Origin of the sequence: Kurthia huakuii LAM0618 (genome assembly GCF_000505545.1) — a bacterium.
In the GTDB taxonomy this organism is placed as follows: domain Bacteria; phylum Bacillota; class Bacilli; order Bacillales_A; family Planococcaceae; genus Kurthia; species Kurthia huakuii.
Genome location: NZ_AYTB01000008.1, coordinates 640429 through 665217, shown reverse-complemented (window position 1 = coordinate 665217; position 24789 = coordinate 640429). Strand labels below are relative to the sequence as shown.

Here is a 24789-nt window from a genome sequence, read left to right as displayed (position 1 = left end):
GAAATAATGAGGGGGGATCATCGTTGAATGATTTATTAAAACAAAAACTCGCCATTTTACCTGATAAACCGGGTTGTTATTTAATGAAAGACCGCCAAGGAACGATTATTTACGTTGGTAAAGCAAAAGTGCTGAAAAATCGCGTGCGCTCGTATTTTACAGGTTCGCACAATGCAAAAACTGAGCGCCTTGTGCGTGAAATTGTAGATTTTGAATACATTATGACATCATCGGATATGGAAGCTTTTTTACTTGAGCTTAATTTAATTAAATTACATGACCCAAAATACAATATTATGCTGAAAGATGACAAGACGTATCCGTATTTAAAAATTACGCATGAACGTTATCCGCGGCTCGTCATTACACGCAAAGTGAAAAAAGATCGGGCAAAATATTTTGGGCCGTATCCAAATGGCTATGCGGCAGCGGAAACGAAAAAATTACTCGACCGCCTCTATCCGTTACGCAAATGTGAACCTATGCCAAATCGCGTTTGTTTGTATTATCATATAGGCCAATGCCTTGCCCCGTGTGTTAAAGACATTGCGATTGAAACATACGATGACATGACGCAGGAAATCGCGCGCTTTTTAAAAGGTGGTCAAGACGATGTGAAAAAAGATTTAACGAAAAAAATGTATGAAGCTTCGGAACAACTTGATTTTGAACGGGCAAAAGAGTTTCGTGACCAAATTGCACATATTGAAAAAGTAGTGGAACATCAAAAAATTATTAGCAATGATTTTACCGACCGCGATGTGTTTGGCTATGCCGTTGATAAAGGGTGGATTTGCGTACAAGTGTTTTTCGTGCGCCAAGGAAAATTAATCGAGCGTGACGTCTCGATGTTTCCATCATACGGCGAACCAGACGAGGAATTTTTAACATTTGTGGCGCGCTTTTATGAGCAAGGAAATTTATTGCCAAAAGAGGTGCTCGTGCCAAAAGAAATCGATGCAAAAATGCTCGCACAGGCGTTAGACGTCGCGGTAGTGCAACCACAAAAAGGCAAGAAAAAGGAATTGCTTGAGCTCGCAACGCAAAATGCGCAAAACTCGATTGATGAAAAATTTAAATTGATTGAACGCCAAGAAGAACGGACGCTTGGTGCGTGTGAAGAGCTTGGCGATGCGCTCCATATCGTCACGCCGCTGCGCATTGAAGCGTTTGATAACTCGCATATTTTTGGGGCAGATACGGTATCCGCGATGGTCGTTTTTGTTGATGGGAAACCTTCTAAAAAAGATTATCGTAAATTTAAAATTCAGCAAGCAGGTGCTCATGATGATTACGCGGCGATGCGCGAAGTCGTGCGCCGCCGCTATACACGTTTGTTGCGTGACAATCAAGTGTGGCCGGATTTGATTGTGACGGATGGCGGGAAAGGGCAGATGGAAGTTGTGCGTGAAGTGCTAGAGGATGAGCTAGGGCTTGATATTCCGATTGTCGGTTTAGCAAAAGATGACAAACACCGAACGAAGCAGTTGTTGTATGGCAACCCGCCAGAGCTTGTACCATTGAAGCATAATAGTGAAGCTTTTTACTTGTTGCAACGTATTCAAGATGAAGTCCATCGTTTCGCGATTACCTTTCATCGACAGCTACACCAAAAAAATGCCATGACGTCGGTGCTTGATGATATTCCTGGTATTGGGCCAAAACGCAAGCAGCAATTGTTGCGCCACTTTGGGACGATTAAGAAAATTAAAGAGGCCGACGAGGCACAATTACGTGAAGCCGGGTTGCCGAAACCATTAGCTACTACCGTAATTGCGTATTTTTCGGAAAAATAATTGTCTTTTTCCAAATATTGTGATAGTGTTAAAGCACCAAATGAAATCACTAGATTAGTGATGATAGAGGCGCGGAACTCTAATAGTAAACATTTTTAGGTTGGATAGAACCGGTGAGAAATGTTGAAAGGGGAGGCCGCCGAAATGGTTAGTAAAGCTATTCTTTCTAACTGTTGGTTCTACATTTAAGAAGTGTAGAATTGTCAGAATCAGCAACGGTTCTGGAGGGCTATCACACATGAATGTTCGAACGATGAACGTACATGCGAAGGGCGGCCTAATTTTTAGGGCGCTCTTTTTTTGATTCATGTTGACTGCCTGGCATAGATTATATGTGGGGAGCGAGAAAATTTGAGTACTTTAGTTGTAAAATTTGGCGGTACTTCGGTAGCGACAACCGAACGAATTCAGCATGTGGCACAGCGAATTCAACAGGAATATGCAAAAGGATATCGTCTAGTTGTGGTTGTGTCCGCAATGGGAAAAACGACCGACCAGCTTGTGGTGATGGCAAATGACATTGCGACGGCGCCTTCAAAACGTGAAATGGACGTGTTGTTAACAACCGGTGAGCAAATCACAATTTCATTATTATCGATGGCACTTCAAACACTTGGCCTAAAAGCGCAGTCCTTTACAGGGTGGCAAGCAGGTATTGTGACCGAGCAAGTACCGAGCAATGCGCGTATCGAAACGGTTCAAGCAGCTGCGATTCAGCAAGCGTTAGATGCCGGTGAAATTGCTGTAGTGGCAGGGTTTCAAGGTGTTGATGCGCAAGGGAATATTACGACGCTTGGGCGCGGTGGATCGGATACGACTGCAGTAGCACTTGCGGCCGCACTTGGCGCAGCACGTTGTGACATTTATACTGATGTTGATGGCGTTTATACGAGTGACCCGCGCTATGTTCTAGGGGCGCGTAAATTACACGAGTTGTCGTATGATGAAATGTTAGAGTTAGCACATTTAGGCGCTGGCGTGCTACATCCGCGTAGCGTTGAATTAGCAAAAAATCATCGTATGCCGATGACTGTACGCTCTAGCTATGAAGCAGTAGAAGGGACGATTTTGAAGGAGGAAGTAACGGTGGAAAAACAACTTGTTGTTCGTGGCGTCGCATTTGAAGAGCAAATTGTGCGTATGACCGCTTATTATAATGAAAACTATACAGGCTCATTGGCGAATATTTTTACAACGTTAGCGAAAAATCACATTAATGTTGATATTATTGTGCAAGCGATGATTGCGCATGGCAATCCAAGCGTGTCCTTTTCAGTGAAAGAATCTCAACTGCAAGAAACGCTTGCTGTATTAAAGGCACATCAAAAGACATTAGGGTATGACCATATTGAACATGAACGGCAGTTGGCGAAGGTATCGATTGTTGGTTCGGGCATGGCTTCGAATCCCGGTGTTGCCGCCGCAATGTTTGAACGTTTATATCGTGAAGGAATTAGCGTGAAAATGGTTAGCACTTCTGAAATTAAAGTATCGGTCGTTGTTGCACATGAGGATATGTTGAACGCCGCTAACGCATTACATGAAGAATTTGAATTAAACAAACTTTCAATCGAAGCATAGCTAAGCGTATTAAAATAGAGGGGCTAAATCTCTAAAAATGTTGAGTTTCTTCTATTTAAAAATGTAAATGACATGAAAGGTTTGTATAACGAATAATTTTTTTCATAAAAAGACCAACATGTAATGAAAAAGAGGCTGGGACAAAACAGTTCCTTTTCCTTTTTTAGCGTTCGCCACAAAAAACCGGAACCGCGTCACAGCGCGGTTCCGGTTTTTCTTATGCTCATCTGAGAGGGGGTTTTTACACGTATGTCCTAGCCTCTTTTATATTGAATCGATGATTTAACGTTCAATTGGATCTTTGACATCCCATTTCACATGGAACGTCACATGTTGTTTCTTTTCGTTTTTATCATCTAAACATTCCGTAAGAAGTCCAGAGATTGTTTGATGCTGTTCCGCTAAAAAACCTGCTTCTAAACGGAAGCAGCGATGTGTAATATGTAGTAGATCTTCGGCACCTGATAATGTAAAGAAAGCTTCCTCTTTTGATTGCTTATCAAGCGTTAGTGTACCCCAGCTAGCATCGGTGAAAAATTGTAATACTTCATCTAGCGTTGTAGCAGGGAATTTGCGCGCAAGCTCCTTACCAGCCCAATAGAGAATGTCCTCTTCATTTTTTCCTAAAATGGATGAGAGAATATGGTCTCGAATGAGTTCATAGCCAAACGCAGAAACATTTTCTGTTAATTCTTGCGACATATGACCACTTCTTTCTAAAAATTTGTCTAAAATTTGAATAAGATAGAGAAATAATGTTTGAAATAGATAATCCTATTCATATATAGCGATTTCCATACGTATAGGACGCTTTGAAATTGCCTTGGTTTCCTTGACGCTCAATAGTTATGAGAGTACAATGAACTTGTCATAATATTGTACCATGATAAAGCGTGCAGTGAAACCATGCGTTGGCGAATCCGCCATCGCTCATATTGTGCTGTGTGTTTTAAGTACTAAGGGGGGTAACAGTCTTGGCGAAAGAAAAAGAGTTTTACTGGCGTCGACTACATTCACTACTTGGTTTAATTCCTGTAGGTCTGTTCGTAACGATGCACTTATTCATCAACTTTTCTGCTACAAATGGTGCAGAATCATTCAACAAAGCATCAAAAACAATGGAAAGTCTTCCTTTCCTACTAATCCTTGAGTGGGTTGTAATTTATATTCCGTTAATGTTCCATGCATTCTATGGTGTGTATATTGCATTCACTGCAAAACCAAACGTAAACCGTTTCGGTACAGTACGTAACTGGTTCTTTACGATGCAACGTTTAACAGGTATTTTCTTAGTCGTGTTCGTTGCTTGGCATATTTGGCAAACGCGTTTACAAAAAGCGATTGCAGATGCTGAAGTTAACTACGATATGATGGCTGATATCGTATCAAACCCAGCAATGTTAGCATTCTACATCGTAGGTATTCTAGCAGCTACATTCCACTTGGCTAACGGTATTTGGTCATTCTTAGTAAGTTGGGGTATTACACAATCTCCAAAATCTCAAAAAGTTGCAACTTGGGTAACAATGATTTTCTTTGTATTGCTATCTGTAGTAGGCGTAATGGCGATTTTAGCTTTCGTTTAATCGACTAGCTAAATTATTGAAAACGCTAACTACTATCTGAACGAGGAGTGAGAAAAAACATGGCGAAAAGCAAACTTCTAGTTGTTGGCGGCGGGTTAGCCGGCTTAATGACTACAATGAAAGCTGCTGAAATGGGCACTGAAGTAGAATTATTCTCATTAGTTCCGGTTAAGCGTTCACACTCTGTATGTGCGCAAGGCGGAATGAATGGTGCCGTTAATACTAAAGGTGAAGGGGACTCACCTTGGATCCACTTTGATGATACTGTTTACGGCGGGGACTTCTTAGCGAACCAACCACCTGTAAAAGCAATGTGTGAAGCAGCACCTGGTATCATCCACTTATTAGACCGTATGGGCGTAATGTTCAACCGTACACCAGAGGGTCTTTTAGACTTCCGTCGTTTCGGCGGTACTATGCACCACCGTACAGCATTCGCTGGTGCGACAACTGGTCAACAACTTCTATACGCACTTGATGAACAAGTTCGTAAATGGGAAGTTGAAGGTTTAGTTACAAAATACGAAGGTTGGGAATTCTTAGGCCTAGTTATTGATGAACAAGGCGTATGTAAAGGGATCAAAGCTCAAGACCTTTCAACTCATGAAATCCGTGCATTCCGTGGTGACGCTGTTGTTATGGCAACAGGTGGCCCTGGTATCATCTTCGGTAAATCTACAAACTCTATGATCAACACTGGTTCTGCAGCATCAATTGTTTACCAACAAGGTGCTAAATACGCAAACGGTGAAATGATCCAAATTCACCCAACAGCAATCCCTGGCGATGACAAATTACGTCTAATGTCAGAATCTGCTCGTGGTGAAGGTGGCCGTATTTGGACTTATAAAGACGGTAAACCTTGGTACTTCTTAGAAGAAAAATATCCAGCGTACGGTAACTTAGTACCTCGTGATGTTGCGACTCGTGAAATCTTCGACGTATGTATCAACCAAAAATTAGGTGTTAATGGCGAAAACGTTGTGTATCTTGACTTATCTCATAAAGATCCACACGAATTAGACATTAAACTTGGTGGTATCATCGAAATCTACCAAAAATTCGTAGGCGATGACCCTCATAAAGTACCAATGAAAATCTTCCCAGCTGTTCACTATTCTATGGGTGGTTTATATGTAGATTACGATCAACATACAACAATCCCTGGTTGTTTCGCTGCAGGTGAATGTGATTACTCTCAACACGGTGGTAACCGTCTTGGCGCTAACTCATTACTGTCAGCTATTTACGGTGGTACAGTTGCTGGTCCAAACGCAGTGAACTACATTAAAGGTTTAGACAAACACGTTGAAGACCTTCCATCTAAAATTTATGATGAGGCAGTTCGCGAAGAACAAGCTAAATGGGATGATGTTATCTCAATGGATAAAGGTAACGAAAACGCTTACCTTCTTCACAAAGAGCTTGGTGAAATCATGACAAACAACGTAACAGTTGTACGTTATAACAAACAATTACAAGACACACTAGGCAAATTAGCTGAATTCAAAGAGCGTTGGAACAACATCAACGTAAATGATACAGCGAAATGGTCTAACCAAGGTGTTCAATTCACTCGTCAATTACGTAACATGATTGCTCTTGCTAACGTAATTACAAAAGGTGCATTATTACGTGATGAATCTCGTGGTGCTCACTACAAACCAGAATTCCCAGAACGTGATGATGAGAACTTCTTAAAAACAACAATTGCAGAATTCACACCGTCATTTGAACCAACAATCACTTACGAAGAAGTAGATTGCTCAATGATCAAACCTCGTAAACGTGACTACACAGGAGGTGCTCACTAATCATGGCAGATCAAAAAACAATTACTGTTAAAATCAAACGTCAAGATGGACCAGAAGCATCAACTCGTTGGGAAGAATTCGCAGTTCCTTACCGCCCAAACATGAACATTATCTCTGTTCTTATGAAAATTCGTGAGAACCCAGTTACGACAAGCGGTAAACAAACAACGCCAGTAGCATGGGATATGAACTGTTTAGAAGAAGTTTGTGGTGCATGTTCAATGGTTATCAACGGCCGTCCACGTCAATCATGTTCAGCTCTTGTTGACCAATTACAACAACCACTTACAATCGAACCAATGAGCACGTTCCCAATCATCCGTGACTTACAAGTTGACCGTTCACGTATGTTCGACTCACTTAAAAAAGTTAAAGCTTGGGTTCCAATCGATGGTACGTACGATTTAGGTGAAGGTCCTCGTTTACCAGAACGTAAACGTGAATGGGCTTATGAGTTATCAAAATGTATGACTTGCGGCGTTTGCTTAGAGTCATGCCCTAACGTAAACTCTGGCTCTTCATTCATGGGTCCAGCTCCTTTATCACAAGTTCGTTTATTCAATACTCACCCAACAGGTGCAATGGTGAAAGACGAACGCTTAAACGCGATTATGGGAGACGGCGGTCTTGCTAACTGCGGTAACTCTCAAAACTGTGTTCAAGCATGTCCAAAAGGTATTCCTTTAACAACTTCTATTGCGTCACTTAACCGTGCTGCAACAGTTCAAATGTTCAAAAACTTCTTCGGTTCTGACCACATGGTTGACTAAGAATAATGAACGACAGCCACTCGCTTATGCGGGTGGCTTTTTTTTGTTCGCATCAAGAAATTATGTGCAATTTCGAGTAGATATTGGTAAAATATGAGAATGAACAACTATTCATTTTGGAGGGATTGCATGTTACCAGCTTATATTGAGGACGTACAAACGTGGTTAGCAGATTTTCATTATTTTGAGGACATTAAAGTGCGCTTTTGTGAAACGGATTTATTTGGGCACGTCAATAATACCGTGCCGTTTATTTATTTCGAGCAAGTGCGCGCGTCATTTATGGAACAAAGCGGCTTAATGGAGCAAGAAGTCGAGCCAGGTGTTATCGGTATGCCGGTGATAGCAAGCCTTCACTGCGATTATGTGCAACAGGCGTATTACAATGATAAGCTGTCAGTCGGCGTCAAAATTGCACGCGTAGGACGCTCATCAATCGATATGCACTACGTTGCACTGAACGGTGACGAAATTATTTTTACGGGTACAAGCATCGTTGTACAAATGAATAAAAATACAGGAAAATCTATAGCGTTTAATAATGAGCAATTAGAATCACTTGCGGTAACAGTTAAATAATTCAGAAATGACTTGCTTATTAAGGTATTTAAAGTCAAAATAGAGCTTATATATACTTTAACGGGAGTGATTTTAATGCCGCATGACGAATTAACGGACAATATTTTTGCACTGGAGAAAAACTTGCGCCATATTGCTGCAATCATCAAACAAAAAGGACGCGAAATTTTGAGTAATTATACAGTTACGCCACCACAATTTATCGCGCTTCAATGGTTAGATGAACTTGGGGACATGACAATTGGCGAACTTTCTACTAAAATGTATTTAGCGTTTAGTACAACAACGGATTTAGTCGATCGCTTAGAACAGAACGAATTAGTCGTTCGTTCACGCGATACGAAAGATCGTCGTGTGGTTCGTGTACATTTGCTAGAAAAGGGTGAGCAAATTATTACGGAGGTTGTTGAAAAACGACAACGCTATTTACAAGACGTCGTGAAAGATTTTGACGCGTCCGAAGTGGAGGTTCTTTCAAAACTCCTTTCGCGAATGTATGAAGAAATGAAAGAGGAATGAGGCGGTTAACGTGAATGCTCCGATTGGAGTGATTGATTCAGGTGTTGGTGGCTTAACCGTTGTAAAAGAAATGCTTCACTACTTGCCTAATGAAGAGATTTATTATATCGGTGATACAGCGCGCTGCCCATACGGTCCAAGAACGCCGAAAGAAGTCGTGCAATTTACATGGCAAATGGCGAATAAATTGGAAGAGATGGGTATTAAAATGCTTGTCATTGCATGCAATACGGCAACATGTGTCGCATTAGACAGTCTACAAAAACATAGTAAAATTCCGATTATCGGTGTGATCAATGCAGGTGCACAGGCAGCGATTAAGGCAACAGATACACATGATATTGCAGTCATTGCGACAGCAGGTACAGTGAACAGTGGCGCGTATGAAAACGCCATTGCGTCGCTGTATTCATCAAGCAATATTTCGTCGCTGGCATGTCCACCGCTTGTACCACTTGTAGAAAGTGGCGAATACGATAGTGAATTTGCTTTTGATTTAGTGAAAAAGACATTACAACCATTAAAAAAAGATCAATTTGACACATTAATTTTAGGATGTACGCATTATCCAATTATTAAAGACTTGATTCAGCGTGCAGTAGGTGAGGACGTACATATCGTCTCATCAGCTACTGAAACCGCGAAGCAAGCACTCGAAATTTTAAAATTCAAAGGTATCGAACGTAGTGCTACAACTGCACCACAACATCGTTTTTTCGCAACAGGTTCATTGCCAATCTTTAAAGATATCGCAACGAACTGGCTGCCACTTGATGAAGTGCATGCAGCGCGCATTACGTTATAACAAACGAGGGGCTGTCCCGCAGTATCTTTTCTTCAACTGAAGAAGGTTTTGCATGACAGCTCCTTTTCTACATAATGGAGGGAATGAACATGAAACAAGTAGTCATCGCAACGAAAAATAAAGGCAAAGCACGCGACTTTGAGGCGATTTTTAAGCCGATGGGATACGATGTGTTAACGCTATTTGATGTGGCGCCGAGCATGGACGTCGAAGAAACTGGTACGACATTTGAACAAAATGCCATTTTAAAAGCGGAAGCACTGGCAGCGGATTTACAGCAATTAGTCATAGCTGATGATAGCGGTTTAGAGGTCGATGCGCTAAACGGTGAGCCGGGCGTTTATTCAGCGCGCTATGCTGGGGACCATGATGATGAGGCAAATATTGATAAAGTACTTGAAAACCTTGCAAAAACGCCGGATAGCGACCGTACAGCGCGCTTTGTTTGCTGTTTGGCGATTACAGGACCAGACTTTCCTACAATGACGGTAAAAGGCTATTGTGAAGGTCAAATTTTACGTGAACGCCGCGGCGATGATGGCTTTGGCTACGATCCGATTTTTTATATGCCAGCGCTCGGCAAAACATTAGCCGAAGTGACAGCCGAGGAAAAGGGAAAAGTATCACATCGTGGCAATGCACTCCGTTTATTAACGGAAAAATTAGCTGATAAACTATAGGAGGGATTCGATGAAAATTGTTGTATTAAGCGATACGCATGGTGATGCCGCCATTATTCCGGCCGTTATCAAGAGCCACCCAGACGCCGATTATTATTTCCATTGTGGTGATAGTGAGCTTACTTACGATGCCGCGCATATTAAAGACTGCAAGCGCGTGCGTGGCAACTGTGACCATGATATTCGTTACCCGTTAGAAGAAGTCGTTGAAGTTGACGGTAAAACGGTCTTTATGACGCATGGCAATTTGTTTAACGTCAAGACGACGCTGACACCGATTGCGATGCGTGCAGAGGAAGTTGGGGCTGACATCGTGCTATTTGGGCACTCGCATGTTTTAGGGGCAGAGCTAGTCAATGGGACGCTATTTTTAAACCCAGGCAGCCTTAAATCACCGCGCGGCCGCAACGAAAAAAGCTATGCTGTTATTGAAACAACAGCGGACGGTTATGCGATTGAATTTTTAGACGAGCAGCATCAACGCATTACCGCGATCACGTTGTAATTCTATATTAAAAAAATTTATTGACGCTCATAGAAACGTCCTATATAATAAGTATTGTCCTAATCGAATTAGGCAATACCGTCTCAGTAGCTCAGCTGGATAGAGCAACGCCCTTCTAAGGCGTCGGTCGGGGGTTCGAATCCCTCCTGGGACATCAAGGTATCATCGAAAAACGCTTTAAATTCTTAGTAATAAGAGTTTGAGGCGTTTTTTGTTTTGCGGAATAAAGAGAGGACGATGAAGTGATAGTACATAAGAATAGATAGTTAGAAACCACATTTAAATAAGGTAGATTTATGATAAACTAATTGGAGCAGATAAAATAGGTGAAAAATAAAGAATATGGAGAAAAGAAATGAACAAAAAATTTAAATGGTTAATGAGTAGTAGTGCCTTAGTCTTGATGCTAGCGGGGTGTAGTCAACATGAAAGTGAAAAGAAAACTGAAGTTTCTACGCAAGCGCAGAAAACATTTTTATTTTTCGACCAACAATCAACGAATGATGATGGTGAAAATGTAGGAGATTTATACATACATACAATGGGCAATGAAGGAAAAAACGAAAAAATTGCGAGCGATGTTGTAGATAATTTATTTTTCTATAATGTGAAAAAGGATTATGTGCTGTATTTAACAGAAGATGAAGAGTTGTATAAAGTATCATCAAATGAATCGAAAGAAAAATTAGCAGAAGATGTTTACTATTTTGATGGGACGTCAAATGATAATGTTGTGCTATATCAGGATGAAGATGCGAATTTATACAGCATTGATTTAGATAAAAAAGATGTCGAGGCGGAAAAAATAGCTTCTGAAGTTGGTCAATATAAATTAAGTGGAAAAAGTATTTATTATGTTAGTAATGATAGTAATTTAACGGTCTATAACACAGCGACCCGCGAAGAAAAAACAATTGCTGATGAAGTACGTGACTTTGATTTTAATGGGGAAGAAATTTTTTATACAGATGAAGATAATATGCTGTTTTATAAAGAAAACACCGAAAAAGATAGCACTAAAATCACAGGAGATACCGTTTATTTAAGTGATGTTACAAAAGATAAAAATGACATTTATTTTATCTCTAATGAAGATGATGATTCCACATTAAATGTTGTAGATACTAAGGATTTAAGCGTCGTGAAAAAATTAGCAGATGATGTTATGGATTATAAAGTCGTCGATGGAGAAGCTCTCTATTTGACGGAAGATGAAAACTTATTTTCTAAAGCAAAAGATAGCGACACATCAAAAAAAATAGCGAGCGATATTTCTAGTTTTTTATATAGTAATGGGGAGTTATATTTAAGTGATAAGGATAACACGCTATTTAGTAAAACAGAAGATGGTACTAAAAAAGTCGCTTCAAAAGTAATAGAATCACACATTACGAAAGCGGGCGATGTGATTTATATTAATGACGATCATGAATTGTTTGTAAATAACAAAAAAATTCAATCTGATGTTCAAAGTGTCTCAAACCTTGACGATTCTGTAGCTTTTGCAACGGATGAAAATAAATTGTATTTCTTATCTTCGTTACAAGAAGAAGCTAAAGTCATTTCAGATGATTTAGATAATTATTCAACAGTTAATTACTTAAATAAAGAAATTTATCGTAATGCATTAGGATTTACAGATATCGCAGGATACTGGAGTTATGAAGAAAATGGTGAAAAGGGCCTTTTTGAAATTTCAGACGATGGTAAATTTTATAATATGTATGAAGATGATGAAATAGATTTGGAAGCGATAGAGGGAGAAGCTTCTTTAGCGAGTTTTAGTGCACGCGATGTAGAAGCGGAGGAAGACAGTTACGAGTTTGGTACATTTACTTTAGATGATGATACATTGACAATTAGTGGGTCAGATGATGAAGAAGAAATTACTTTAGAGAAAATGACAAAAGATGAAGCGGAAAAATCTTTAAAAACGTATCAACAAGAATCAGCAGCGCAAGAGAAGCGTGAAGAAGCACATGAAACAGCATTAGCAGCAGAAGAAACGACTTCAGCTATAGAAACAACGTTAGAAAATTACTTCGATTTCTTTGAAGATGCAATGTATAATGGTGATACAAGTGAGATGAGTGGTACGGTGTCGCCAAGTTCAGCATTTTATACTTCTCAAAAACAATATATTGAGAATAGTTATGATAAAGGAACTTATGTAGAAGAGAAAGGCAATACGATTACAAACTATACGAAAATTAGTGATATTAGATATGATGTGGCTGTAAATGAAAATTATACAATTTATAAGTCAGATAGTTCTACAAAAGAAGCAGCTTATACGAATGTTTATACAATGGAAAAATTTGAAGATGGTTGGTATATTACAGGTTTGAAGTAGTCGATTAATTTGAAAAATGACAATTTCGCATGCTTACGATATAGTAATATCATTAACTCCACAAAAGTAGGTGAACCAGATGGGGAAATATCAATTAGATTCTAAAGGCCAAGCAGCGGTGACAAAGTTCCACGAAAAAAACAAGCCGGCGCAGTCAAATAAACAAGAACGTCTAGCACAGTTGCGCGAGGCGTATTTACAAAAGAAACAAGCGAAGCAAGGAAAATAGTTATGGAAGAGGTTGCATGATGCAGCCTCTTTTTATTTGCTGAAAAAATCATGATAATTGCCGATAAAGTGAAAAAGGGGAGATTTCAATGACCATATATGAACAAATTAAGGCGGTACTTGCGGGGTGCGAAGGCGATGTCGTGACAGTAGCAACTGTGAAAAAGCGTGTAATTGACGCTTTTCAAACGAATCCAGCAAGCATTATTTTAAGCGATTATTGCTACAACCGTTTTAATGACGGGATTTCATTTACGAAGCATTTATTCATTTATTTAGACCGCAATACATACAAATATGTTGGTGAAAATGATGCTTATACGGGGCTCATTTATCAAAAAAAGCGCGGTGCACAAGAAACGGAAGTAGTCGGTGAATGGAAGCGCGGCGAGGTGTTTTTCTATCATGGTATGCAGAAAAACTTAACGACATCGAGCGTCCAAGCGATGTATGAGCATTACAGCGAAATTTTGCAGTTTGAGATGAATGTGCTCGGCTGCCAGGCAACGGAACTACGCCATTTAACCGGGCGTATTGGAGAATTTTTATGCGTGCTCGAAACGGGTGGTGAGCTTGCTACTACAACGAATCAACCGGGCTATGATGTTGTGGCGAACGGGCGCCGTATTAGCGTGAAAACAACGGCGCAAACGACCGGTTTTATTCGCGTCAATCAAAAGACCTTTCATTTGTTGGACGATTTATTTATCGTGCAATTTAACAATGGCAATTTCAATGTGCTATTTTATGGCGACAAAGAGCGCGTACCAAAACGCGTCTACGGTGATACTTATGAAATTGATTTAGCGAAACTTAAAAAAAGCTGCGACGCGTAATGGTCGCAGCTTTTTACACTTTATAATATTTTTCTAACGCTTTTAACGTACCATTTTTCTCAGCTTTCGCTAAAATGCGCTTCGTAATAAAGCGCTGGATGCCAATCGGAATGCCAGCGATCCACGTATTTTGAAAATGTAAAATAAGCGCGAGATGCGCGAAGTTTTTTGGGTTGCCTTTGTCATCTGTCAGACCGTCATCCATTAGTCCGTAATGGATGCGCACCGATGTTTCAAAGTCACAGTGTGGCGTTAGTGTTACGCGGAATGTCACCGGTTCATTATGAGCATTTGTGAAGCGGTGAGCTTGTTTTAAGCGCACAAGCGCCGAATCGCCAGGGGTTAAAACGGTCGTTTTTTTATCGACTGTCACTGTCAACTGGCCGCTTACGACTTCAAAGCGTTCCTCGTAGCGGTCATGTTTATGTAGCGGTGGGCCGTCGCCATTTGGTGGCAATGACACTTCGATAATCGTGTAATCTTTTGTGCGCTCAACAAAGGTGATTTGCTCGCCTGTATAGCGATGTTTGACGGTATTTGGTAGCATCGTGTTGGCTCCTTCTAACGTAATGCACTTATTTTAGCAGAAACAGGTTGAATTGCCTATGTCATTTAGGTTCTACTTTTTGAAAGCCATTTTCTTTCAACAGCATGTCGATTTTCGTGACATTGACGTTGAGCGGATTTGTCGAATCGACATCAAATGCGACGCCTCGTAAATTCTCAATCGCTGATAAATCCTCAACTTTGTCATAGTTAATCGTTAGCTCAGTTGCAATCGCTGTCTTTTCGTAATGTGCCTTATAATGAATGCCTTTTTCGTTGAGGTAGTCCTGTTCAGCATCTAAATTGGCATCGCGCGCTTCTTGTTCAGATTTGTAACCGAGATTTTTGTAAGCCATCGTTGTTTCGATATGCTGTTTTGTCATCGTATCGTCGACAAAATAATTTGTAATCATCATGTTGACGCCATCATGATTTAATTGATAGGTTGCTGTGTCTTCTTTGTTGCAAGCACCTAATAAGAAAGTTGTTCCAAGAAGTAGTAAGAGTGTGCGTTTCATATTCGATTCACCGACCTTTTCGTTTAAAAGTGTAACGAAGTCGCGCTGTAAAATATACAGCAAAGCGTAAAATTACATGCAATTGATAGCTTCGTTACATTTTTGAAACTTTCAACGCGTTAAAAACGTAAATAAAAGGAAAAAAACAAAGGGGTTGTGACTATGACAATTGAAATCGACCGCGTGAAACATACACGCAGAGCATTACGCCGGCATTTTATCGAGACGGTGCTACATGAATTTGATGTGGAGCGCATGAAACTCGATGCGACGCGTCGCAAAGCAAAGTATGCGACAATGCAAGAAAGTCCGTATCGCTTTTTCCGTGGAAGCGCGTATTTATTTTATTATGATGTAACAAAGATACCATCGCTGTACCATACGCCAGAGCATAAACCGGTATGGATTCAAGGGGATATGCATATGGACAATTTTGGCTGTTTCCAAAATGAAGCGGGCGATATTGTGTTTGATGCTAATGACTTTGATGAAGGGTATGTTGGATCGTATTTATATGATATTTTACGAATGAGCGTCAGCATTGCGTTATACGCTGATGCAGAAGGGCGTACCCCAGAGGAACAACGTGCGTTTATTCGCGAGTTTACCGAAAGTTATTATGAACAGCTGGCGCGTTTTGTAGCAAAAAAAGAGGACCCGTCTACGCTGACATTTACCGAAGATAATACGAAGAAGCCGATTGCTAAAGTGTTGAAAAAATTAGAAAAACGTAAGCATAATCATTTATTAGCTGATATTACGTATAGTAATGAGCAAGGTGAGCGCGTCTTTTGCTTTGATGATGAAGTGCGCCCTGTAACAGGGGACGAGGCGGAACAAATTCAGGCAGTTATGCGCGATTATATGAGCACGCTTGAAGCCAAACATGTGCCAAATGCCGACCATTTCCGCATCAAAGATATTGCACGTAAATATGGTTCGGGAACGGCATCGATTGGTCTTAGTCGTTATTATATTTTAATTGAAGGTGGCCAAGAAGCGGGCGGTCTCGATGATTTAGTGCTTGAAATGAAGGAAGCGCGCCCACCAGTACCCGCTTATTTCTTACCGTACAATGACGCGTTTTGGGTGGAGCATACGCATCAAGGCGAGCGCGTTGTCGCAACGCAAAAAGCGATGCACCACTTAAATGATCCGTACTTAGGGTATACGACCATTGGCGATAAAGAATTTTATATTCGTGAACGTTCACCGTATAAAAAGAAGGTGAAACAAAAAGATTTAGTGACCGACAAAGATTATAAACGCACAGTCGCAACGATGGGGCGTGTTGCAGCAAAAATTCATACGCGCGCCGACATTAGCGAGAGCTATCGTAGTGCCGATGAGATTTTGGCGGCGATTGACGATAAGGAACGTTTTATCCATTATGTGGCGTATGCGACGTTTATGTATAAAGAACAAGTGAAATATGATTATGAGATTTTCACTGAACTTGTCGACAGTCTACAATAATAGACAGTGTCTCCTTTAAGCTAGTGAGTAAGGGGGGGGAATATGCCCGTATCATTTGAACGTGATGTGTATTGCTGTTGTTGCGGCAAAAAAATAAAGACGATTCGGTTAGGCGATGCGCTGACACCAAAAGAAGTAAAAATTCTCATGAAAAGTTATTGTATGTCATGCCGCATGAAAAAAATAAGAAATTGCTCGAAGGAGTAATTTCTTTTTTTAATGATCGTTTTTTCGTAAGACATTGTATGATAAGGAGGAAAGAAGGGATGTAAGCGGATGATTAATACCGATATGTTTACGATGTGCATTGTGAAAAAAGATGAGCGTATTTTATTATTGAATCGCCCACCAGAACGCGGATTTCCGGGTTATTTAGGACCTGGTGGGAAGGTTGATTTTCCCGAAAGTATCGCTGAAAGTGCGGCGCGAGAAGTGTTTGAAGAGACCGGTTTAACGGTGAAAAACCTTACGTACAAAGGTGTCGATGGTTACGCCGATGAAAAAAATAATTATCGCTATATGGTCTTCAATTATATTGCGACGGATTTTGAAGGAACACTGCTTGAAAATCCACCAGAAGGCGAGCTACGTTGGGTGACTATTGAAGAAGCCTTCCAGTTGCCGATGCAGCCGTGGTTTAAGCGTCGTCTACCGTTATTTTTTGAAGAAGGCGCCTTTGAAATTCACGGAGAATGGGATGAAAAGATGCAAGAAGTACAACAATATCGCATTCAAAAAATGTAAATTACGTTCATGAAAAAAATAAATTAGGCACAGAAACGGTGCTACAAAAGCGCGCGTGTATACTGTCACAATGTTTTCAAAAAAAAATCCCACGTTAACGGGTTTGTTAATGTGGGATTTGTGTTATGATAAGGACGTTGAAAAAATACTTTAACGTTAAAATATCTAACAGTTCTATAAGAAAACAGAAAAAACGTTATGAAAAAAAGTTATTGAAAGAATTTTCAGTTACTCTCTATATGAATTATCGTTAGAGAGGTGTATAATCCTTTGTGAGAGGCTTCACGCAATAGAAAAAACAGGTGTTACCTATACGCGGAAATCTCGATAAACAAATGTATTTCAACGTAATATATGTTAAAATTGATTTGAGATTTGTTGACAACACACGTTTGAACAGTCTTAAAGTTTAGCAGCATGTTACTAGTTGTTTGTCGTTTCTTCGCTTTCTTTAAAGTGTGTGCGTATGGAAAGGCTTGTTCATACGATTTGCTTTCATAAGTCGATGCCTTAAGGATGAACACGAAGAGCGTTACACTAGAGCAATTATGCTCTTTGGACACAAGCTTCACGTTTGTGAAGTCACAGAAATAGTTATTGTAAAGGAGAATTGGATATGTCAGAACAGACTACTCAATCACAACAATCAGCAGTAAGCCAAGAACAATTAGATGTACTTGACCAACTATTAGATCCACAAGTACAAGCATCACTAACAGCTTTAGTGAACGAATTACCGAAATTAGCAGAAATGGTGACAACTCTTACACAAGTGTATGATGTGGCACAAGGTCTTGCTACAGATACGGTTTTCAAAAATGATATGGTACATGCTACATCTGAAATCGTTGGACCAGTCGTAAAATCTGCAAAAGGTTTAGCTGCAACTGCAATTGAAGCAAAAGACCGCGCAGAACTAAGCCACGAACAAATCGGCTTATTCGGCATTTTAAAATTGATGAAAGATCCACAAGTACAAAGCGTATTCCGTTTTGCAAATGCTTTCTTAGAAGTAAGCAAAGAAAAACAAAACCACTAATATTCCCAACACTTAGTAACATGGAGGTTTAACAAATGAAAAAAATCGTCATTTTAGGTGCAGGTTACGGCGGCGTTCTATCTGCGTTAACTGTACGTCAATATTTAGATGCAAACGAAGCAGAAGTAACAGTTGTCAACAAATATCCTACACACCAAATTATCACTGAATTACACCGCTTAGCTGGTGGTACTGTAAACGAAAAAGCAATCGCTTTTGACTTAGGTAAATTATTCCGTGGTAAAGACATCAAATTAAAAATCGCAACAGTTGACTCATTCTCAGCAGACAACAAAACAGTGAAATTAGATAACGGTGAATCATTATCTTACGATGCATTAGTTGTTGCAGTAGGTTCAAAAACTGGCTTCTTCGGTATCCCAGGTCTTGAAGAAAATTCATTCGTTTTAAAATCAGTTGAAGATGCAAACGCAATCCGCGAACACATCATCGCTAAAATCAAATCATTCTCTGAAACTGGCAACAAAGCTGACGCGACAATCGTTATCGGCGGTGGCGGTTTAACAGGTGTTGAACTTGTTGGTGAAATCGTTGACAACATGCCAAAAATCGCTGCAAAATACGGCGTAAAAGCAAGCGACTTAGATATTAAATTAGTCGAAGCTGGCCCACGTATTTTACCAGTACTTCCACAAGAATTAATCGAACGCGCTACTAAATCTTTAGCAGACCGCGGCGTTGAATTCTTAACAGGTCTTCCTGTAACTGGCGTTGAAGGTAACGTTGTGTCACTTAAAGATGGCCAAAAAATCGAAGCGAACACTGTTGTTTGGACAGGTGGCGTAGCTCAATATCCACTTGTAGAAGAATCAGGTTTAGTATGTAACCGCGGTAAAGCCGTAGTAAACGACTTCTTACAATCAGATTCTCACAACGATGTATTCGTAGTTGGTGACGCTGCAGCAGCATACGCACCAGGCGCAAACAAAGAAACAGACCGTCCATACCCACCAACAGCACAAAATGCTTGGCAAATGGGTGAATTAGTTGGTTACAACTTATTCGCATATTTAAACGGTAAAGAAATGAACGGCTTTGAACCAGTAAACTCTGGTACTTTAGCTTCTTTAGGTCGTAAAGATGGTGTTGCAACAGTAGGTGGCAACAATACACAACTTAAAGGTTTACCAGCATCATTAATGAAAGAAGCGTCTAACATTCGCTACTTATCTCACATTAAAGCACTTTACGGTTTAGCTTACTAGGCCGCTAGCGCTTTAAAGAGACTTTGCATCGTGCAAAGTCTCTTTTTTTGTGGGGTCAATTACCTATATTTAACACTGCTAAAATTTGTAATCAAAAAGTAATATAAATTTGTCATTGTTTGCCCCTATAATAGAACGAGAAAGGGGCGAATGATGTGAAAAAATTGAAACGTGTATCGTTCGCAAGTGCACTAGCAGGGCTACTTCTCGTTAGTCCTGTTATGAATTCACAAGCGGCAACAACTACGATAACGAAAAATGAAGTTTTAACAAATTCGACGAAAACAACTTTAAATACAGTATTAAATACGTCAAGATTAGCGACTGGTGTAAGCGTGCGCGATGCGAAAACAGGGAAAACATTGTATACATATAATGCAAAAAATATGATGTCTACTGCATCTAATATGAAATTACTTACGGGTTCTGCGGCATTGTCGACATTAGGTGAAAATTACCGCTTTACAACGACTGTCAAAACGACCGGTAAATTAAAGAAAAATGGGACGCTTATGGGCGATGTTTATTTAGTTGGGCAAGGCGACCCAACATTGCATAAATCCGACTTAACCAATTTTGCGAAAGCATTACAGGCAAAAGGCATTAAAAAAATTAACGGTCATGTGTATGGCGATGAAAGCTGGTTTGATAATCGTTATTTAGCACCCGGCATTAACAAAACAGATTCCTTAACGTATTACGGGGCACCGGTATCAGCGCTCGCAACATCCCCAAATAATGAGTATGATACGGGAACGGTCGTTGTGTACGTGAAAGGTTTAAAAGAAGGCAAAGCGCCGAAAGTAGCATTTAGCGCACAAGGGCATTTAGAAGTCGTGAATAAAGCGAAAACGGTAGAAAAAGGTGAGGTATCATCAATTAAAATCTCACGTAAATATGGCACGAATAAAATTTATGTGACTGGTAAAATCGCTGAAGGTGCCAAAACGGATAAGTGGCTATCGGTTGATGATCCATCAAAACATACGATGACGATTTTTACGAAAGAATTGGCAGCGGCTGGTATTACGTTGAAAAATCCGACATATAAATTAGCGGTTACACCGAAAAAAGGGACAACAACCGTTATAACCGATAAGTCGCCGAAGCTATCAACAATTATGGTGCCATTTATGAAATTGAGCAATAATGGGATTGCGGATACATTAACGAAAACGATGGGGAAAAAGGTCTTTAATAAAGGGACGAATGCAGATGGTGTAAAAGCAATCGAGCAATATGCTACAGCGCATAACATATCGCTAAAAAATTGGGCGTATATTGATGGCTCAGGCTTATCACATCAAGATAAAGTGACAGCCGAGCAAATGACGAAGTTTTTATACCATACACAAAAAGAAAAATATTATAAATCATTGCATACGAGCTTGCCAGTAGCGGGCGCTAATGAACGGATGTTAGGTGGCACACTACGCTACCGCTTTACGACGACCGATATGTCAAATCGTATTGTTGCGAAAACGGGCTCGATTAACAATGTGCGTACGCTAAGCGGCTATGTCACACAACAAGATGGTGACCCGTTAATTATTAGTGTGCTAACAGGCGGTTCATCATCAACGGCATTAATTGATTCCGTTGTGACCATGCTGATTAATGACGAACAAAATTTAACAGCGAAGAAAAAATAAGTAAGACGAGGCGGATTGTGCAACTGCACAATTCGCCTTTTTTAATGCCGCGATAGCGCGTGAAAATGTGTATACTTAGAAGTAACGAAACTATCGATGAATGAGGGAATATTATGAACGGTTTAATCGTCATGCAAGGAGAAACATATGAAGAGGAACGCAAGCAAGCCATCCTTCAAACAGCCATTTTTGATAAGGCGGGGGCGCGCAATTTTTCATGGGAATATATGAATGATTTGGTGCCAGGGGATGTTGTATTGCATTATGTGAAAGGGCAAATTCGTGCGCTTAGCGTCGTAGAAGAGCTGGCACATATTGTAACCGATGAACGCGGTCAAAAAAAATATCGTGCGCGCGTAGCGTATATGGATTTAGAGCGCCCGTTAACGATCGCGCCGTTATTTGAAGCGATTCGCCCGTTACTACCAGATAAATACGCGCCGTTTCAACAAGATGGCAGCGGCAATAGCGGCTATTTATTCCCGGTTCATGTAGAGCTTATGTTGTATTTTATTGAACAACTATGCCGCGTTGTAGAAGAGCAGTTGATTCAACCGACGCTACTCGAAGAAACGAGTACTTTAACGGTGTCACTTCTTGGGAAATTACGCGACTGGCAACGCCAATTTTTAGCGCAACAGCAGCAAGAATTAGCCGAGCGTAGAGACCGGATTGTCAGCGAGGAAGCGACGTGTGCGATTTGTAGCTTGTCATTTGAGCCGCTGTTAGATGTACCTTATATGAAAGCGCCTGAAAAATGTACGCACGAAGAACGCATCGACCCACATAATGCGATCGTGCTTTGTCACAATCATCATGCATTATTTGCGCAAGGGTTGTTATCGATGACTGACCAAGGGCAGTTACTCGTATCGGCGCGTTTAATCGATGACCAATATACACTCGGTCTTTATGAAGGGCAACCGCTTGCCATTGTAAAGGCACAGAAAAAGTATGTAAAGTGGCATAGGAATGAAGTGTTTCAACCACTATAATATGATATAGTTTTGCAAAAGGAGCGTTTAAACATGCCAAAGAAAAAATACATTACAAAAGAAAACGTCATTATGTTTCCCGGTACGCTTGAACGCTTGAAAACACAAGCGCATCATTATGCGGAAAATTATCAATATGATTTAGCAATTGAAGCATTTGAAAAGGTGCTGTCTTATGAACAAGGCGATGAGCAGCTACTAAGTGCATATGCTTTTTCATTATTCGAAGTGCGCCGCTTTGAAGAAGCGCGCGCCATATGCGAGGAATTATTTGAAATTGGTACGGATTTGTACATTGAAGTGATGGAGTTGTATTTATCGACCTGTATGGAGTTGCGTGAATTTCAGCATGTAGAAGCGGTTGTTTCACAATTGATTAGTGAAAATGTCATTCCGCCACAAGCGCTAGAGCAGTTTGAACATATTCGTGCATTAAATGGGCGTATTGCAGAGGCAGCGCGCGACAAAGAACAACAGGAACAAGCGGCAGAACAACTAGATGAAGCAGATTATATGCTCGATGCTTTTTTTGAGCAATCGCTGTTGAAACAAATCCAATTGTTGCGTACATTACAACAGACAAATGTACGACCGATTGCGAAGCGCTTAAAAACAATTATTGAGTCGCATACGGTTCATCCAATGGTGCAGTCGATTGCGCTTTATATTTTAGTAGAACAAGAAGTGTCAATTTATGTAGAAGTATCAAAATTTGGTCATACAGAGCTCGTTAATGCGTCGACGCTCGAACTGCCTGAAAATATGGAAATTGTCGCTCGTGTACTAGAACTTGTCGAAAAAAGGCTCGAACAAGAAGTTTCGACGTATGACATGGTACAATATTTGATAGCGCGCCACGTACTTGTAACGTATCCGTTTGCATGGTTTGACTATGACGCGGAACAGCTCGTGGAAGGCTACATTGACTACGTACATCAAATGTTTGGACACACAGCAGAAAGCGATTCAGAATTGCAGAACTTTCTCATAGAACTCGAAAAATTTTCTGAGCTTCCTGAAGCATGAAAATGAGTTGAAAGTGACCGGAACTATGATATACTAAAACAGTTATCAAATGAGCGGTAAAACACACATTTAAGCTCTTTGAATTTAATTTTGGAGGTTATACACATGTCAGCAAAATGGGAAAAACAAGAGGGCAACAACGGTTTATTAACAGTTGAAGTGCCAGCTGAAGAAGTAAATGCAGCATTAGACGCAGCATTCAAAAAAGTAGTAAAACAAATCAACGTACCAGGCTTCCGTAAAGGTAAAATGCCTCGCCAATTATTCGAGAAAAAATTCGGCGTAGAATCTTTATACCAAGATGCACTTGATATCTTACTACAAGCAAACTACACAAAAGCAATCGATGAAACAGGTATCTCACCAGTAGACCAACCTGAAATCGACTTCGCGCCAGACGCTTTAGGCAAAAACCAACCTTTCACATTCACTGCGAAAGTTGTTGTTATTCCTGAAGTACAATTAGGCGACTACAAAGGTTTAGAAGTTTCTAAAGAATCTGTAGAAGTAACAGACGAAGAAGTTGAAGCAATTCTTGCTGAAAACCAAGCTCGTCTTGCAGAATTAGTAGTAAAAGAAGAAGGCGCTGTTGAAAATGGCGACACTGCTGTAATCGACTTCGAAGGCTTCCAAGATGGCGTAGCATTCGACGGCGGTAAAGGCGACGATTACGCTTTAGAAATCGGTTCTAACTCATTCATCCCAGGCTTCGAAGAACAATTAATCGGCGCTAAAACTGGCGATGAAAAAGACGTAGAAATTACGTTCCCAGAAGAATACCACGCTGCTGAATTAGCTGGTAAACCTGCTGTATTCAAAGTAACAGTTAAAGAAATCAAAGCAAAAGAACTTCCAGAATTAAACGATGACTTAGCTTCTGAAATCGATAGCGAAGTTGAAACTTTAGACGCTTTACGCGCTAAATTACAAGAAACTACTGCTAAACAAAAAGAAGAAGCTGTAGAAGGCAAATTACGTGACGATTTAGTAGAAGCAGCAGCTGCAAACGCTACAATCGACGTACCAGAAGCTATGGTTGAAACAGAATTAAACCGTATGTTACAAGAATTCAACCAACAACTTCAAATGCAAGGTTTAAACCTTGACTTCTACTACCAAATTTCAGGTACTGATGAAGCTTCATTCCGCGCAGAACGCAAAGAAGAAGCAGCACAACGCGTACGCGTATCATTAGTATTAGATGCAATCGCTGAAGCTGAAGGCATCGAAGCTACTGAAGCTGACATTGAAGCAGAACTTGCTAAAATGGCTGAACAATTCAAAATGACAGCTGACCAAATCACAGCTGCTCTAGGTGGTACTTCAATCATCACTCATGATGTAAAAGTACAAAAAACAGTTGAATTCTTAGTTGAAAACGCTAAAATCGCTTAATCTTTCTTCTATAGAAGAATAAACATCACAAACAAGGTACGGTTTTCCCGTACCTTGTTTTGTCATACATAAGTAGTTTAAATCGAAGCGATGGGCATTATAGTTGCGAAAATAGGAACT

24 protein-coding genes, 1 tRNA gene and 1 riboswitch are annotated in these 24789 nt (G+C 40.3%); of the genes, 22 read left to right on the top strand and 3 right to left on the bottom strand.

What is annotated here, in order from left to right:
* Positions 1–23 precede the first annotated feature (23 nt).
* Positions 24–1796 (top strand): excinuclease ABC subunit UvrC, encoded by a 1773-nt coding sequence (gene uvrC, locus V514_RS0107700; RefSeq protein ID WP_029499389.1) that lies wholly within the window; start codon positions 24–26, stop codon positions 1794–1796.
* A gap of 56 nt (positions 1797–1852) precedes the next feature.
* A riboswitch (Lysine riboswitch) is annotated at positions 1853–2036 on the top strand.
* A 111-nt stretch (positions 2037–2147) separates the two neighbouring features.
* Complete coding sequence (locus V514_RS0107695) at positions 2148–3377, top strand: aspartate kinase (protein ID WP_029499387.1); 1230 nt, start codon at positions 2148–2150, stop codon at positions 3375–3377.
* A gap of 282 nt (positions 3378–3659) precedes the next feature.
* Here V514_RS0107695 and V514_RS0107690 read toward each other — a convergent pair whose 3' ends face one another.
* Positions 3660–4079: a YslB family protein gene (locus V514_RS0107690; RefSeq protein ID WP_029499386.1), complete on the bottom strand. Its 420-nt coding sequence runs from the start codon at positions 4077–4079 to the stop codon at positions 3660–3662.
* A 272-nt stretch (positions 4080–4351) separates the two neighbouring features.
* On the opposite strand from V514_RS0107690, the gene V514_RS0107685 reads away from it, so the two are divergent.
* From V514_RS0107685 to V514_RS0107630, 12 genes are all read left to right on the top strand, one after another.
* The gene (locus tag V514_RS0107685) at positions 4352–4963 is read left to right on the top strand and encodes a succinate dehydrogenase cytochrome b558 subunit (protein WP_029499385.1); all 612 of its coding nucleotides are present in this window, start codon (positions 4352–4354) and stop codon (positions 4961–4963) included.
* A gap of 59 nt (positions 4964–5022) precedes the next feature.
* On the top strand, positions 5023–6777 hold the full coding sequence (gene sdhA / locus V514_RS0107680; protein ID WP_029499384.1) for a succinate dehydrogenase flavoprotein subunit: 1755 nt from the start codon (positions 5023–5025) through the stop codon (positions 6775–6777).
* A 2-nt stretch (positions 6778–6779) separates the two neighbouring features.
* A complete protein-coding gene (sdhB, locus tag V514_RS0107675) occupies positions 6780–7547 on the top strand; it encodes a succinate dehydrogenase iron-sulfur subunit (RefSeq protein ID WP_029499383.1) in 768 nt (255 codons plus the stop codon).
* Positions 7548–7676: 129 nt separating this feature from the next.
* Positions 7677–8126 carry an acyl-CoA thioesterase gene (locus V514_RS0107670; protein WP_029499382.1) on the top strand — a complete coding sequence of 150 codons (450 nt, stop codon included), beginning with the start codon at positions 7677–7679 and terminating at the stop codon, positions 8124–8126.
* A 75-nt stretch (positions 8127–8201) separates the two neighbouring features.
* Positions 8202–8645, top strand: coding sequence for a MarR family winged helix-turn-helix transcriptional regulator (locus V514_RS0107665; protein ID WP_029499381.1), 444 nt, complete (start codon positions 8202–8204; stop codon positions 8643–8645).
* A gap of 10 nt (positions 8646–8655) precedes the next feature.
* Complete coding sequence (gene racE / locus V514_RS0107660; protein WP_029499380.1) at positions 8656–9450, top strand: glutamate racemase; 795 nt, start codon at positions 8656–8658, stop codon at positions 9448–9450.
* 89 nt (positions 9451–9539) lie between these two features.
* Positions 9540–10130, top strand: coding sequence for an XTP/dITP diphosphatase (locus V514_RS0107655; protein WP_029499378.1), 591 nt, complete (start codon positions 9540–9542; stop codon positions 10128–10130).
* 10 nt (positions 10131–10140) lie between these two features.
* Complete coding sequence (locus V514_RS0107650; protein ID WP_029499377.1) at positions 10141–10635, top strand: metallophosphoesterase; 495 nt, start codon at positions 10141–10143, stop codon at positions 10633–10635.
* Between the two features lie 80 nt (positions 10636–10715).
* Positions 10716–10789, top strand: a tRNA-Arg gene (locus tag V514_RS0107645).
* Between the two features lie 201 nt (positions 10790–10990).
* Positions 10991–12988, top strand: a complete 1998-nt coding sequence (locus V514_RS0107640) for a TcaA NTF2-like domain-containing protein (protein WP_029499376.1) — start codon at positions 10991–10993, stop codon at positions 12986–12988.
* 79 nt (positions 12989–13067) lie between these two features.
* Positions 13068–13217: a hypothetical protein gene (locus tag V514_RS20535; protein ID WP_029499375.1), complete on the top strand. Its 150-nt coding sequence runs from the start codon at positions 13068–13070 to the stop codon at positions 13215–13217.
* A gap of 88 nt (positions 13218–13305) precedes the next feature.
* Positions 13306–14052 carry a DUF7225 domain-containing protein gene (locus V514_RS0107630; RefSeq protein ID WP_029499374.1) on the top strand — a complete coding sequence of 249 codons (747 nt, stop codon included), beginning with the start codon at positions 13306–13308 and terminating at the stop codon, positions 14050–14052.
* 13 nt (positions 14053–14065) lie between these two features.
* Here the strand turns inward: V514_RS0107630 and V514_RS0107625 are convergent, their stop codons facing one another.
* Together V514_RS0107625 and V514_RS0107620 are read right to left on the bottom strand one after the other, a co-directional pair.
* Positions 14066–14599, bottom strand: a complete 534-nt coding sequence (locus V514_RS0107625) for a cupin domain-containing protein (RefSeq protein WP_029499373.1) — start codon at positions 14597–14599, stop codon at positions 14066–14068.
* 61 nt (positions 14600–14660) lie between these two features.
* Positions 14661–15116 carry a DUF1307 domain-containing protein gene (locus V514_RS0107620; RefSeq protein ID WP_152528953.1) on the bottom strand — a complete coding sequence of 152 codons (456 nt, stop codon included), beginning with the start codon at positions 15114–15116 and terminating at the stop codon, positions 14661–14663.
* A gap of 162 nt (positions 15117–15278) precedes the next feature.
* Here V514_RS0107620 and V514_RS0107615 point away from each other — a divergent pair, with 162 nt between their 5' ends.
* The 8 genes from V514_RS0107615 to tig all read left to right on the top strand — a co-directional run bounded on the left by V514_RS0107615 (position 15279) and on the right by tig (position 24669).
* Complete coding sequence (locus V514_RS0107615) at positions 15279–16592, top strand: DUF2252 domain-containing protein (RefSeq protein ID WP_029499370.1); 1314 nt, start codon at positions 15279–15281, stop codon at positions 16590–16592.
* 276 nt (positions 16593–16868) lie between these two features.
* A complete protein-coding gene (locus tag V514_RS0107610) occupies positions 16869–17336 on the top strand; it encodes an 8-oxo-dGTP diphosphatase (protein WP_029499369.1) in 468 nt (155 codons plus the stop codon).
* A 616-nt stretch (positions 17337–17952) separates the two neighbouring features.
* Complete coding sequence (locus V514_RS0107605; RefSeq protein WP_029499368.1) at positions 17953–18375, top strand: DUF1641 domain-containing protein; 423 nt, start codon at positions 17953–17955, stop codon at positions 18373–18375.
* 35 nt (positions 18376–18410) lie between these two features.
* Complete coding sequence (locus V514_RS0107600) at positions 18411–19601, top strand: NAD(P)/FAD-dependent oxidoreductase (protein WP_029499367.1); 1191 nt, start codon at positions 18411–18413, stop codon at positions 19599–19601.
* 155 nt (positions 19602–19756) lie between these two features.
* The gene (dacB, locus tag V514_RS0107595; RefSeq protein ID WP_029499366.1) at positions 19757–21253 is read left to right on the top strand and encodes a D-alanyl-D-alanine carboxypeptidase/D-alanyl-D-alanine endopeptidase; all 1497 of its coding nucleotides are present in this window, start codon (positions 19757–19759) and stop codon (positions 21251–21253) included.
* A gap of 113 nt (positions 21254–21366) precedes the next feature.
* A complete protein-coding gene (locus V514_RS0107590; RefSeq protein ID WP_029499365.1) occupies positions 21367–22248 on the top strand; it encodes an HNH endonuclease signature motif containing protein in 882 nt (293 codons plus the stop codon).
* 33 nt (positions 22249–22281) lie between these two features.
* Complete coding sequence (locus tag V514_RS0107585) at positions 22282–23274, top strand: tetratricopeptide repeat protein (RefSeq protein WP_029499363.1); 993 nt, start codon at positions 22282–22284, stop codon at positions 23272–23274.
* Positions 23275–23379: 105 nt separating this feature from the next.
* Complete coding sequence (gene tig / locus V514_RS0107580) at positions 23380–24669, top strand: trigger factor (RefSeq protein WP_029499362.1); 1290 nt, start codon at positions 23380–23382, stop codon at positions 24667–24669.
* Positions 24670–24789 lie beyond the last annotated feature (120 nt).